11 protein-coding genes are annotated in these 12842 nt (G+C 68.4%); 4 read left to right on the top strand and 7 right to left on the bottom strand.

Annotated features, from left to right (window positions below; translation table 11 throughout):
• Positions 1-124: 124 nt before the first annotated feature.
• The 4 genes from ABEU20_RS08110 to ABEU20_RS08095 all read left to right on the top strand — a co-directional run bounded on the left by ABEU20_RS08110 (position 125) and on the right by ABEU20_RS08095 (position 5271).
• Positions 125-775, top strand: a complete 651-nt coding sequence (locus ABEU20_RS08110) for a TetR/AcrR family transcriptional regulator (RefSeq protein ID WP_420163872.1) — start codon at positions 125-127, stop codon at positions 773-775.
• Positions 772-1671: an ABC transporter ATP-binding protein gene (locus ABEU20_RS08105; protein WP_420163871.1), complete on the top strand. Its 900-nt coding sequence runs from the start codon at positions 772-774 to the stop codon at positions 1669-1671. Before ABEU20_RS08110 ends, ABEU20_RS08105 begins: the two co-directional genes overlap by 4 nt.
• The gene (locus tag ABEU20_RS08100; protein WP_420163870.1) at positions 1668-3299 is read left to right on the top strand and encodes an ABC transporter permease; all 1632 of its coding nucleotides are present in this window, start codon (positions 1668-1670) and stop codon (positions 3297-3299) included. The genes ABEU20_RS08105 and ABEU20_RS08100 overlap by 4 nt, the downstream gene beginning before the upstream one ends.
• Positions 3300-3423: 124 nt before the next feature.
• Complete coding sequence (locus tag ABEU20_RS08095; protein WP_420163869.1) at positions 3424-5271, top strand: AMP-dependent synthetase/ligase; 1848 nt, start codon at positions 3424-3426, stop codon at positions 5269-5271.
• Here ABEU20_RS08095 and ABEU20_RS08090 read toward each other — a convergent pair.
• From ABEU20_RS08090 to ABEU20_RS08060, 7 genes are all read right to left on the bottom strand, one after another.
• Positions 5252-6892, bottom strand: a complete 1641-nt coding sequence (locus ABEU20_RS08090) for a class I adenylate-forming enzyme family protein (protein WP_420163868.1) — start codon at positions 6890-6892, stop codon at positions 5252-5254. The two genes, ABEU20_RS08095 and ABEU20_RS08090, sit on opposite strands and share 20 nt — an antisense overlap.
• A 7-nt stretch (positions 6893-6899) precedes the next feature.
• Complete coding sequence (locus tag ABEU20_RS08085; protein ID WP_420163867.1) at positions 6900-7601, bottom strand: ABC transporter ATP-binding protein; 702 nt, start codon at positions 7599-7601, stop codon at positions 6900-6902.
• A gap of 22 nt (positions 7602-7623) precedes the next feature.
• Positions 7624-8403 (bottom strand): ABC transporter ATP-binding protein, encoded by a 780-nt coding sequence (locus ABEU20_RS08080; protein ID WP_420163866.1) that lies wholly within the window; start codon positions 8401-8403, stop codon positions 7624-7626.
• Positions 8400-9446, bottom strand: coding sequence for a branched-chain amino acid ABC transporter permease (locus ABEU20_RS08075; RefSeq protein WP_420163865.1), 1047 nt, complete (start codon positions 9444-9446; stop codon positions 8400-8402). Before ABEU20_RS08075 ends, ABEU20_RS08080 begins: the two co-directional genes overlap by 4 nt.
• On the bottom strand, positions 9446-10321 hold the full coding sequence (locus tag ABEU20_RS08070; protein ID WP_420163864.1) for a branched-chain amino acid ABC transporter permease: 876 nt from the start codon (positions 10319-10321) through the stop codon (positions 9446-9448). The genes ABEU20_RS08075 and ABEU20_RS08070 overlap by 1 nt, the downstream gene beginning before the upstream one ends.
• Positions 10318-11520 (bottom strand): ABC transporter substrate-binding protein, encoded by a 1203-nt coding sequence (locus ABEU20_RS08065; RefSeq protein ID WP_420163863.1) that lies wholly within the window; start codon positions 11518-11520, stop codon positions 10318-10320. The genes ABEU20_RS08070 and ABEU20_RS08065 overlap by 4 nt, the downstream gene beginning before the upstream one ends.
• Before the next feature lie 120 nt (positions 11521-11640).
• Entirely contained in the window at positions 11641-12840 is a 1200-nt protein-coding gene (locus ABEU20_RS08060) for an acyl-CoA dehydrogenase family protein (RefSeq protein ID WP_420163862.1), read from the bottom strand.
• Between the last annotated feature and the right edge of the window lie 2 nt (positions 12841-12842).

Genomic DNA, 12842 nt, shown 5'->3' with positions numbered 1-12842 from the left:
CAATCGAACGCTTGATCGGGTCAAAATCGTTGTGTCGGTACTGCCGTCAAGATTCCGTCAGGATCCCGACGCAACGCTTGCCCACGCTGAACATGCGAGCAACGCTTTGAACATGTGTTCAGCCATGGCTGTTCCGGCGGATCGGGACCTGAACACCCGCGCCCGCATCCGCGACGCGGCGATCCGGGTGTTCGGTGCGCAGGGCTTCGATGCCGGCGTCCGCGCCGTCGCCACCGCCGCCGGGGTGTCACCGGGCCTGGTCAATCACCACTTCGGCTCCAAGCAGGGCCTGCGGTCGGTATGCGACGAGCACGTGCTCGCCGTCATCGTCGCCGAGAAGCGCGATGTGCTCACCGCGAGCGGTCCCGCGCGGATGCTCGCGTCGCTCGGCGAGATCGAACGGTACGCACCACTGGTCGCCTACCTCGTCCGGTCCTTCCAGGCCGGCGGGGACCTCGCCGCCGCGCTGTTCGAGCACATGGTCGCGGGCGTCGAGAGCTATCTCGAGGCGGCAGTCGTCGAGGGCCGGATCCGGCCGAGCCGCACCCCGTCGGCCCGGGCCCGATACCTCGCGATGAACAGCCTGGGCTCGACACTGCTGTACCTGCAGATGCACACCGCACCCGACGGATCGGTGGACGTCGCGAGTGCGATCCGGGAGATGACGGCCGAGATCATGCTCCCCGCCCTCGAGCTCTACACCGACGGGCTGTTCACCGACTCGACGTTGCTCGACGGATATACCCATCACGCACCCCCGGAGGAGCGGGCATGACCACGATCATCGAAGTCGCCCGGCTGGAGAAGATGTTCGGCACCACCCGCGCCCTCGACGGTCTGGACCTGACGGTCGGCGAGGGCGAGGTCCACGGGTTCCTCGGCCCCAACGGTGCCGGCAAGTCCACGACCATCCGGGTACTGCTCGGCATGCTGCGGGCGAGCGGCGGCACCGCAACGCTGTTCGGCCACGACGCGTGGCGCGACGCCGTCGCCCTGCACCGCGAGATCGCCTACGTACCCGGCGATGTCACGCTGTGGCCGTCGCTCACGGGTGGCGAGATCATCGATCTGCTGGCACGGATGCGCGGCGGGCTCGACACTGCGCGTCGTGCCGACCTGATCGAGCGCTTCGATCTCGACCCCCGCAAGAAGGCGCGGTCGTACTCGAAGGGCAACCGGCAGAAGGTGGCGGTGATCTCGGCGTTCTCGTCGCACGCCCGGCTACTTCTGCTGGACGAACCCACATCCGGCCTGGATCCGCTGATGGAGAAGGTGTTCCGCGACTGCATCGCCGAGGCGCGCGGCCGTGGGGTGACGGTACTGCTGTCGAGCCACATCCTGTCCGAGGTCGACGCCCTGTGCGAGAAGGTCACGATCATCCGGGCCGGCAAGGCGGTCGAGAGCGGCTCGATCGCGTCGATGCGCCACCTGAGCCGCACGTCCATCACGGCCGAACTCACCGGTGATCCAGGTGATCTCCGCCGGATCCCGGGTGTCGAGGACATCCGGTTCGACGGCCGGACACTGCACTGTCAGGTGGACGCCGACAGCCTCGGCACGCTCATCCGGACGCTCGGCGACACCGGCGTCCGGAGTCTGGTCAGCACCCCACCGACGCTCGAAGAACTGTTTCTGCGGCACTACGAACTCACCGAGGAGGTCCGGGTATGACCGCCACCGCGGCAACGACGTTCGCCGACGCGGCCGCACCGGTGCAGTCCCCGTTCGCCGGGACCACCGCCCTGGTACGCCTGGCCCTGCGGCGCGACCGGATCATCCTGCCGCTGTGGTCGATCGTCATCGGGGTCCTCCCGATCGTCTACGGCAGGGCGATCATGGGCCTGTACACCACCCAGAGTCAGCTCGACGCGTTCGCGACCTCGACCGCCGCCCTGAAATCCGAAATTGCCTTGGTGGGGCCGATCTTCGGCTCCAGCGTGGGAGCGCTGACGACGTGGCGCGCCGGCTATCTGTTCACTTTCCTCGCGGTCGCGGTGATCCTGACCGTCGTCCGGCACACGCGGACCGAGGAGGAGACCGGCCGCACCGAACTGCTCACCTCGACGTCGGTGGGGTGTTACGCGGAGCTGACGGCGGCGCTCGCCGTGGCCGGGTCGGGAGCCGTCGTCAGCGCGGTCGTCGCCACGGCCGGACTGACGTCGATCGGCCTCGGCGGGGCCGGTGCGGTCGCGTTCGGTGCCGCGGTGCTCGCCGCCGGTGCCGTCTTCGCCGCCGTCGCGGCCGTCGCGGCGCAGGTCAGCACGTCGGCCCGTCTCGCGCGGGGCATCTCGTTCGGGGTGCTCGCGGTCGCGTTCCTGCTGCGCGCCGTGGGCGACGCCGGATCGGGGGCGCTGTCGTGGCTGTCCCCCATCGGCTGGTCCCAGCAGTTACGCCCCTACGCCGACGAACGCTGGTGGGTGCTGCTGCTGCCGGCCGTCGTCGCCGTCGTGCTCGTCGCACTCGCGTACCGCCTGCTCGCCCGACGGGACCTCGGCGCCGGTCTCGTCGCGGAACGCCCGGGCCCCGGGTCGTCGCCACCGTCGCTGTCCGGACCGGTCGGGCTGGCGTGGCACGCACAGCGCGGACCGCTCGTGGCGTGGACGGTGGGACTGGCTGTGTTCGCACTCGTGATCGGCGGGGCCGCACACGGGGTCAGCGATCAGCTGGGGAGCAGCGAGGCGGTCCTCCAGGCGCTCGCCCGGGTCGGCGGCGCGCAGGCGATCGAGGACTCGTTCATCGCGTTGGGGTTCACCATCTTCGGACTGGTCGCCGGGGCCTACTCCATCTCCGCGACACTGCAACTGCACGACGAGGAGGAGGCGGGCCGCGGCGAGTCGGTGCTCGCCGCGGCGATCTCCCGGACCCGCTGGGCGTCGAGCCACCTCCTGTTCGCGCTGACCGGGCCGGCCGTCGCGCTCACCGTCGCCGGCGTGGCGGCCGGCATCGCCTACGGGGCGTCGATCGGCGACGTCGGCGGCCAGGTGCCGCGCATCCTCGCCGCCGCGCTGGTGCAACTGCCGGGTGTGTGGCTGCTGACCGGGATCACCGTCGCGATGTTCGGTCTCGTGCCGCGCTTCGCCCCCGCGGCGTGGGGCGTGTTCGCGGCGATGATGGCGCTCTACGTGTTCGGGATGGTCGCGGACCTGCCGCAACCGCTGCTCGACCTCGTGCCGTTCCTGCACCTGCCCCGGCTCCCCGGCGGCGAGTTCCAGCCGGCGCCGATCCTGTGGTTGCTGGCGATCGCGGCGGCGCTGCTGGCCGGCGGGCTCGCGGCACTTCGCCGGCGGGACCTGCGCTGATCGCCGGACAGGTCCGACCCTCCCCACCAGCCACGCGAACGGGAATCGACGGTACGCATTCGAGACCGAACCGTGCCGTGGATTCCCGTTCAGGGGTTGCCGTGGGGTTCCTAAACTCGGGACCATGACAGCTTCGCGCGCGTCAGACGAGGTCGTGGACTGGTCCAGGGTCGAGAACCGGGCGCCGACGGTCGCTCGGATGTTCGTCGATCGGGTGACGGCGTCACCGGGGTCCGAGGCGTTCCGCCATCCCGGGCCGGACGGCGAGGGCTGGGTGAGCGTGACGTGGTCGGAGGTGGGCGAGCGCGTCAGACGACTCGCGGCCGGCCTGATCGCGCTGGGCGTGCAGTCCGAGCAGCGGGTGGCGCTCGCCTCTGCGACCCGCTACGAATGGGTGCTCGCGGACCTCGCGGTGATGTGCGCGGGTGCCGCCACCACCACCGTCTACCCGACGACCACCGCGTCCGACGTCGCGTTCATCGTCGCGAACTCCGGCAGCCGTGTCGTCGTCGCCGAGGACGAGGCGCAGCTCGCCAAGCTGCGCGAACACCGCGACGAGATCCCCGACGTCGCTCGCGTGGTGCTCGTCGACGGTGCCGTCCCGGACGACGAATGGGTGATCGGGTTCGACGAGCTCGCCGCCCTCGGCGAGCGTCTGCTGTCCGAGCGGCCCGACGCGGTCGACGAACGGATCGCCGGTATATCCCCCGACAGCCTCGCCACGCTGATCTACACGTCGGGCACCACCGGACGGCCGAAGGGGGTGCGGCTGCCGCACTCGGCATGGACGTACGAGGCCGCGGCGATCGACGCCACCGGCATCCTCGACGCCGACGATCTCCAGTACCTGTGGCTGCCCCTGTCGCACGTGTTCGGCAAGGTGCTGCTCACGCTGCCGCTGCAGATCGGGTTCGCGACCGCGGTCGACGGCCGGGTCGACCGGATCGTCGACAACCTGGCCGTCGTCAGGCCGACCTTCATGGGTGCGGCGCCGCGGATCTTCGAGAAGGCGCACGCCCGGATCGAGAGCACGGTGCGGGCCGACGGCGGCGTCAAGGAAAAGATCTTCGACTGGGCGATCGGCGTCGGGCTGGCCGCATCCAAGGCCCGCCAGTCCGGAAAGTCCCTGTCCCGCATGCAGAAGGCGCAGTACGCGGTCGCCGGTCGTCTGGTGTTCCAGAAGATCCGGGACCGGTTCGGTGGGCGGCTGAAGTTCTTCATCTCGGGTTCGGCCGCCCTGGACCGCGATGTGGCGCAATGGTTCGACGCCGTCGGCATCGTGGTCCTCGAGGGCTACGGACTGTCCGAGACCAGTGCGGCGTCGCTCGTGAACCGGCCCTCCGCCTACCGGTTCGGCACCGTCGGCTGGCCCATCCCGGGCACGGAGGTCAAGATCGCGGAGGACGGTGAGATCCTGATCAAGGGCCCCGGCGTGATGAGCGGCTACCACGAGAACCCGCAGGCCACCGCCGACGCGCTGGAGCCGGACGGCTGGTTCCACACCGGCGACATCGGGACCGTCGACGCGAACGGGTTCCTGCGGATCACCGACCGCAAGAAGGACATGTTCAAGACGTCCAACGGGAAGTACGTGGCGCCGTCGGCGATCGCGGCGACGTTCAAGGGAATCTGCCCGTACGTCGGCGAGATCATCGTGCACGGCGAGGGAAAGTCGTACTGCGTCGCGCTCATCAGTCTCGACGGGGAGTCCATCGCCGAGTGGGCCGTCGACAACGGGATGGGCGACAGGCCGCTGCGCGAAATCGCCTCGGCGGGACCGACGGTCGCGATGATGAGCGCGTACGTCGATCAACTCAACGCCGGACTCAACCGGTGGGAGCAGATCAAGCGCTTCTCGATCCTCGAACGCGAACTCACCGTGGAGAACGGCGAGATCACCCCCAGCATGAAGCTCAAGCGCAAGAAGGTGGTCGACAACTTCTCGGACCGGATCACCGAACTGTACGGCTGAGCCACTCCACCGCGACCGCCTTCGCGGCGCGGCGATCGGTCTTGCCGCCCGGTCCGACCTCGAGCCGGTCCACGGTGACCACGTACTCCGGCAGGTACTCCGGGGTCACACCGCGGGCGCGCAGCCACCACGCGAGCGTCCCGGTATCGAGGTGACCGCCGGCGTCGGTCACGACGACGGCGCAGACACGCTCACCGAAGATCTCGTCGGGGACGCCGACGACGGCGACATCCGACACCGCCGGGTGCTCGCCGACGAGTTCCTCGATCTCGACGATCGAGATGTTCTTGCCGCCGCGGATGACGAAATCGGCTGTGCGGCCGACCACCCGGACCCGGTCCTGCTCATCGATCTCCACGATGTCGCCGAGCAACATCCAGCCGTCCTGGGTGTACAGCTCGGCGTTCGCCGCCGGATCCGCCCAGTACCCGGCGGACATCAGCGGCCCGCGGACGGCGGGCCGGCCGCGCCGCGGACGCTCCGGGGAGTCGGCCCCGGACTCGTCGAGTACCCGCACGTGCGCCGACCCGAGTACGTGACCGCACGTCCGCAGCCTCGTCTCGACGTCGTCGTCCAGAGTGGTCCGGCTGACCACCCCGGCCTCGTTGGATCCGTAGAACTGCAGCACCTTGGCACCGGTGCGTTCCTCGAACGCCCGGGCATCGCGGTAGGGCACCGGCTCACCCCCGGTGTACAGGACACGCAGGCTCGACAGGTCCCGGTGCCGGACGGCCTCCGAACGCAGCAGCATCCTGAACTGTGTACTGACACAGCACAGTACGGTGACGCGTTCGCGTTCGATCATCATCGCCATCTCGTCCACGTCGAACTTGGCGGTCACCACCACCGGGACGCCGAGCAGGGCCGGCAGGAAGTGCGCCGACCACAGTCCGAAGCCGAACGGTGCCGGGACGACGGAACAGACGACGTCGTCCGGACCGATCCGGCCGCCCAGCATCGCCTCCCGCGCGAAGGCGACCCACTTGCGTTCGTCGTGGGCCACCACCTTCGGCAGCCCCGTCGTCCCTGACGTCGAGTTGAGAATCGTCACCTCGGACGTGGTGAACGGTGTACCCGGCAGAGCCGCGTCGCCGTGCTCGACGCCACCGAGACGATGCCGACCAACGGCACCGCCGTCCTCGTCGACGACGACGACATCCGACGGGAACACCCCCTGCACACGCAACTCCTCGACGAGGCCCCGCCACGACCGGCCGCGGATCTCCGGCGCGGTCACCAGAACCGTTGCGCCGGTGCGCCGCATGATGTGCGCGATCTCCCGCACCCCGGACCGCACGCCGATCGCCGCCGCCACCCGGCCGGCACGGTAGCAACCGCACAGCGCCGCGTGGACACCCGTCGTGTCGGGCAGCAGCAGCGCTGCCCGGGAGCGGAGCCCTCCGACGGTCGCGCGAAGTTCGCGGGCCACCGCATCGGCGAGGCGGTCGTACTCGATCCACGTCGTCGTGCGGGCCGGCGTCACGAACGCCGGTCGGTCAGGGATCTGCCGCGCCCACGTCCGGATCACGTCGCTGATCGGCACGTGGGAGTACCGTTCCGGGTGGGTAGCGAACGTGCCCGAAACCAGATCATCGAGCGAATCAACGCTGTTCGTCGTCATAGGTACCTCACTCATGCAGTGCCGCGTCGATGATCGCCTCGGTCACACCCATCGACCGGCGGTACTGTCGGTCCAGTTCGTCCGCACCCGCGCAGTCGGCGACGACTCGTCCGCGTTGCATGACGTACCCGCGGTCGACGATCGGCTTCAGCGCGGTCAGCGCTGGCTCGGCGATGAGTACCGCGACTCCGGACGCCGCCAGTCCACGGACCGTCTCACGCAGGCCTGCAACGATCTTCGGCGCCAGTCCCGTGGTCATTTCGTCGAGCAGCAACACCTTCGGTTCGACAAGAAGGGCACGCGCCAGAACCAGCATCTGCTGCTCGCCTCCGCTGAGGACGCCGGCATAGCGACCGGCCCGCTCCCGCAGTACCGGGAACCTGTCCATCGCGGAATCGACAGCCGACTTCGGGGCGCCGAGCAGATCGGCTCCGACAGTGAGGTTCTCGACGACCGACATCTTCATGAACAGTTGCCGGCCCTGCGGCACGTAGGCGAAGCCCTGCCTGCCACGGGACATGGCGGACGCCCGGCTGACGTCCACGGTCTCCAAGTGGACGGTCCCCGTCGAGCGAACGGCACCGAACACGGCCGAGAACAGACTGCTCTTCCCAGCTCCGTTCGGCCCGACAACCGCCGTCACGGAACCGGATTCGGCGTTCATCGACACCGACGACACGGCCACCGCCGAGCCGTAACGCACCGTCATGTCACGCACCTGCAGTACCACGTCAGGTCTCCTCTCCGAAATACACCTCGCGCATCGCGGGGCTGCTCATGCACTCGTCCGGTGGGCCCGCGAACGCGACCTCGCCGAAGTTCAGGAGCACGACGTTGGTCGCCAGTTCCCGCACGAGATCCACGTTGTGATCGACGAGCACAACGCCGTTGCCCGATTGCTGAATGGTGCGGACCGCGCCCGCGATAGCCTCGATACTCTCCGGGTCACCACTGGCGAAGGGTTCGTCGAGAAGCAACACGGCCGGCTCACTCGCCATCGCACGGGCCACCTCCACGAGCCTCCGGGTGCCCAGGCTCGCGTCACCGCAGGGCGCCGTGACGTCAGCGATCCCGTACCGCGCCGCGATCTCGGTGGCCGCGGCGACCGCCGCGTCCGGGGTGCAGGACAGGCCCCTCCAAGCCCACTTCCACGCTGCACGGAACGAGCCGATCTCACGACCGAACAACCCCGGCACGATGTTCTCGAGGGCTGTCAGTTCCAGCGCCACCTGCGGATGCTGGAACGTGCGGGCCAGACCTTGCCGGGCACGCCGCTCGCTCGATCCGGTCAGAGTTCGACCACGGAGACGAACCTCGCCGGCGTCCGCACGCTGCGTCCCGAAAACGATGTCGATCAGCGTCGTCTTGCCCGCCCCGTTCGGACCGACCAGTGCCACCACGTCCCCCGGACGGACGTCGAACGAAATGTCCTGGACAGCTTTGACACCGCCGTAGGACTTGGACAGACCACGCACTTCGAGGAGTGGCTCGGTTGCTGTCGATGTCGTCATCGTGCACCCCCTTGGCCCGCGGAGTTCCCGCGGTTCGCTCCCATCGCGGCCCGCAACCGGGCCCAGCACCACTGCGCGTACCCGATCAGACCCCCGGGGGCGACGATGATGATCAGAAGTACGGCCAGTGCCAGCAGGAGCTCACCACTGCCCTGGTAGCCGGGCATGTTGAGCGTCACCACGACGACAACGACCGCGCCCAGGGGCGCTCCCCAGGCCGTGCCCCGGCCGCCGATGATCGGCATGAAGATCGCCAGGAAGACCAGGTTCAGGGTGAGCGTTTCCGGCGTCACTGCCTGAACGGAGCCCACGAAGAGCGACCCTCCGAATGCCGCAATGGCTGCGCCGATCGCGAGCGCGACCATGCGGAGATGCGCGGGCTTGACGCCTGCTGCCCTCACGGCGTCCTCACTTTCCCGCGACGCCTGCAAAGTGATGCCCCACACCGACTTCCGCAGCCTGTCTACCAGGACCGCGATCGCGCAGACGAAGACGACTGCCGCTGCCACGAGTGCATGTCCCGGCGGTTCCCAGCCGAACACCGAGATCGGGGGAATACGGGTGATCCCACCGGCTCCGCCGGTAATCGACCGCGCATCGATGATCCAGTACTTGAAGGCGAGACTGAACAGCAAGGTCACGGCTGCCAGGTAGAACCCGGACAGCCGCTGCGTCACCAGCCCGAGGACGAGTGCCACGAGAGCGGACAGCACCGCGCCCGCGATCCACCCCCACCACATCGACCAGTCGGTGTGTTTGGCAACGAGGGCCACCGCGTAGGCGCCGATCGCCGCGTACGCGCTGTAGGCCATCGAGAGCGATCCGGCCAGGACGAACGGAACGTACATGCCGAGCGCCACGAGGCCGTACATCGCAGCGAGGAAGACGAGATCCTGGCGATACAGGCTCGGGCCCACCCACAGCAGGACCGCCATGACGACGACCACGGTGATACCCAGCTCGCGCAGAGTCCGCGCGCCGCGGACCGGGCGTATCCGTGGCCGGTGCGAACCCAGCGCGGTATCGGTTGTCGCAACAGCCATCACACACGCACCTTTCGGGTGATCAGGCCTTCCGGCCGGAATGCGAAGAACGCCAGCGCAATGACCAGGATTGCGGTCTGCGCCGCGCTTGCCCCGAAGTAGTAGGGGGCGAAGACTTGAGCGAACCCCAGGATGAGACCACCGACCAGCGGCGCCCAGGCCCGCCCGGTCCCACCGATGACCAGAGCCAGGAACGCGGTGAGTGTCCACGACAGTCCACTGGTGAACTGAACGCCGGATTTGGGTGCGAACAGGATTCCGGCGAGCGCGGCGATGACACCGGCCACGGCGAAGGCCACCAGGCGGATACGCGCGACAGGCAGTCCGAGGATGCGCGCCGCCTCGGGATTGTCCCCGACCGCACGCAGCAACCGACCCGACGACGACAACCTCAGCCAGCCCACGGTGAGTGCGAAGACGATCAGTGCGCCGGACACGAGAGTCACCGTCGTGCCGCTCACGGTGACCCCCAGGATGTTGAACGGGCCGATGTCGAACAGACTGGTTCCGGGCATCGGTGTCCGCCCGAAGATCGTGCCGGCGAGTTGCTGGACGGCGAAGAGCACCGCCGTGACGGCCACCAGCGCCGGCAGTTCTCCGCGCCCGGATCTGCGCTGCACCGGACGGATGACTAGGAGTTCGGTGGCGACCGAAAGGACTGTTGCCAGGAGGATTCCGGCGGTCACCGCAACCCAGATCGCTGCCCCCTTCTCCACCACCAACCAACTCGTCGAGATGGCGGCAGCCATCGCATACGGCCCCATCGCGAAGTTGAAGAAGTCGGTGCCGATCACGACGAGATACATCGCCAGCGCGAGGAGCGCGAAGAAGGCACCGATCTCGACCGCGGCGATCCACAGTTGCGCGTTGCTCACTGGGCCTCCCCTGCACAGGATGGTTGGTACGAGCGCCATGGCCCCTGCGGCACGTTGTCCGGACCGAACTCCATGAGGACGAGCCCGCACAGGCTGTCCGCGGCGAGATGGTCAGTGGGGCTGTACGAGAGCGTCAGGGCCGACTGGCCGAACGACGCGGGAAGGCTCCGAACGTTCTCGAGCGCGTTTCGGACGGCCTCGCGGTCCTGTGGGTCGGCCACCGAACCGAGCGCCTCCTGCAGCAGCCGCACGGCATCGAGCGCCTGCGCATCGTAGGCGGTGGGCTGATAGCCCGAACCCTTCGCCGGCTTCAGCATCTCCGCGAGTTCGACCGTCCGCGGGTTCTCCTCCGTCAGGCTGCCCATGAACACCATCCCGTCCAGCGCCCCGCGGTCCGCGAGCGCCCACGACTTGGGTTGATTTCCGATGGACGCCAACGAGAACCGCGGTAGGTCCGGCGCGTTCTTGTGAAAGGTATCGTGCGCAAGGATCTCGAAGTGGCCGCCGACGCTCGCGACCAGGATGGCGTCCGGTTTCGTCTCGAGGAGCCGGGACACCTGCGCCGTCATGTCCGCGGCATCGACGTCGGCCTTCTCGACCTTGGTGATCTCGATGCACTCGCGCAACGGAGGCTCGAGGGTCGCCATCACGCCGTCGATGGCGGCGCTCGAATCGGCGAGTACCGCCAACCTGGTGTACTTCTCCGCCGCGAACGCCCCGCAGTAGACCTCGGCATACTGCGACAACGAATTCGCGACCATGAAGGCATACTGCTCGTCGGGTGGACGAGCGAAGCTGTCCACCAGAACGTTCGGCGACACTCCGGGAAGTCCGGAGCGTTGCAGGACCGCCTTGGCCTGCATCACCGAGCCGCTGCCCGTGGCGAGAATGACGGCGCTGGCCCCCTTGTCGACCATGCGCCGGATCACCGACGGGGTCTTCGTGGGGTCGCTCTCGTCGTTTCCCACTTCGAGGACGATCCGGCGCCCGTTGATACCGCCGTTCGCATTGATGTCCGCCACGGCTGCGCGCACCGTGTCGCCCACGATGATGCTGTAGGACGCGCCCGGACCGGTCGAGTCCTCGTCCATACCGATCACGATCGTGTCGGGGGCCGGCTCGGATACGGCCGAGCATCCCGCCACCAGAATCATTCCGGTCGCGACGATCGCGACCTGCGCACTACGTTTCTTCCGCATCGTCAACCTCTCGGTCGGGCATCAAACGTTTGCTACTGAGTGATAGGACCCACGGTCCCGGCCTTTCGGAAGAAGTTTCCGAAATAGACTGTCCGACAGTACTTTCAGTCCTCTTGCGCTCTACCTGTACTTGCGCAACTCGTGTCGCGCGACGCTCCGGATGTGCACTTCGTCCGGGCCGTCCGCGATGCCGAGGATGCGTGCGCTCGCCCACATGCGTGCGATCGGGAAGTCGTCGGTGACACCACCGCCGCCGTGGCACTGGATCGCCCGGTTCAGCACGGAGCGGGCCACCCGCGGGCCGATCACCTTCACCGCGGCGATCTCGATCTGTGCACCCTTGGCGCCGACCCGGTCGATCATCCACGCCGTCTTGAGTACCAGCAGGCGCGCCTGCTCGATCTCCATGCGGGACTCCGCGATCCAGGTGCGTACCACGCCCTGGTCGGAGATCGGACCGCCGAAGGCGTTGCGCGCCATCGTGCGTCGCACCATCAGTTCCAGCCCGCGCTCGGCCATGCCGATGCACCGCATCGCGTGGTGGATGCGGCCCGGGCCGAGGCGCGCCTGGGCGATCGCGAACCCCTCACCCTCGCCGGAGAGCATGTTGGTGGCCGGTACCCGGACGTCGGTGAACTGGATCTCGGCATGCCCCTGCTGGTCGTGATACCCGAAGATCGGCAGCGAGCGGACGATCTCGACACCGGGAGTCGCGACCGGGACGAGAATCATCGACTGCTGCCGGTGCGGTGGGGCGTCCGGGTCGGTCTTGCCCATCACCACGAGGATCTCGCAGCGCGGGTCCGCGGCGCCGGTGGTCCACCACTTCCGTCCGTTGATCACGTACTCGTCGCCGTCGCGCACGATCGACGTCGAGATGTTGCGGGCGTCCGACGACGCGACGTCCGGCTCGGTCATCGAGAAGCCCGATCGGATGCGGCCGTCGAGCAGCGGTTCGAGCCACCGCTGCTTCTGTTCGGGCGTACCGAACATGTGCAGGATCTCCATGTTGCCGGTCGACGGCGCGGAGCAATTGAGGGCCTCCGGCGCGATGTACGGCGACCGGCCGGTCACCTCGGCGATGTGGGCGTAGTCCAGGTGCGTCAATCCGGACAGCGCGGGCAGGAAGAGGTTCCACATGCCCTGCCGGCGCGCCTCGGCCTTGAGTTTCTCCACCACGGGAGGCAGCACGTGGCTGCGGGGTCCGGACGCCTCGAGTTGCTCGGCGTAGACCGGTTCGGCCGGGTACACGTACTCGTCCATGAACGCCTCGAGGCGTTTGATGATGTCCCGGGCTTCCGGGCTCGGCGACAGATCCATCC

The organism is Rhodococcus parequi (assembly GCF_046042785.1).
Lineage (GTDB): Bacteria > Actinomycetota > Actinomycetes > Mycobacteriales > Mycobacteriaceae > Prescottella > Prescottella parequi.
The sequence above is the reverse complement of the archived record's forward strand: the minus strand, read 5'-3'. Positions and strand labels throughout refer to the sequence as shown.

What these genes read in the sequence shown, in the direction of transcription:
- ABEU20_RS08110 (WP_420163872.1), top strand. Translation starts at nt 125, where the DNA reads ATGGCTGTTCCGGCGGATCGGGACCTGAACACCCGCGCCCGCATCCGC.
- ABEU20_RS08105 (WP_420163871.1), top strand. Translation starts at nt 772, where the DNA reads ATGACCACGATCATCGAAGTCGCCCGGCTGGAGAAGATGTTCGGCACC.
- ABEU20_RS08100 (WP_420163870.1), top strand. Translation starts at nt 1,668, where the DNA reads ATGACCGCCACCGCGGCAACGACGTTCGCCGACGCGGCCGCACCGGTG.
- ABEU20_RS08095 (WP_420163869.1), top strand. Translation starts at nt 3,424, where the DNA reads ATGACAGCTTCGCGCGCGTCAGACGAGGTCGTGGACTGGTCCAGGGTC.
- ABEU20_RS08090 (WP_420163868.1), bottom strand. Translation starts at nt 6,892, where the DNA reads ATGACGACGAACAGCGTTGATTCGCTCGATGATCTGGTTTCGGGCACG.
- ABEU20_RS08085 (WP_420163867.1), bottom strand. Translation starts at nt 7,601, where the DNA reads ATGACGGTGCGTTACGGCTCGGCGGTGGCCGTGTCGTCGGTGTCGATG.
- ABEU20_RS08080 (WP_420163866.1), bottom strand. Translation starts at nt 8,403, where the DNA reads ATGACGACATCGACAGCAACCGAGCCACTCCTCGAAGTGCGTGGTCTG.
- ABEU20_RS08075 (WP_420163865.1), bottom strand. Translation starts at nt 9,446, where the DNA reads ATGGCTGTTGCGACAACCGATACCGCGCTGGGTTCGCACCGGCCACGG.
- ABEU20_RS08065 (WP_420163863.1), bottom strand. Translation starts at nt 11,520, where the DNA reads ATGCGGAAGAAACGTAGTGCGCAGGTCGCGATCGTCGCGACCGGAATG.
- ABEU20_RS08060 (WP_420163862.1), bottom strand. Translation starts at nt 12,840, where the DNA reads ATGGATCTGTCGCCGAGCCCGGAAGCCCGGGACATCATCAAACGCCTC.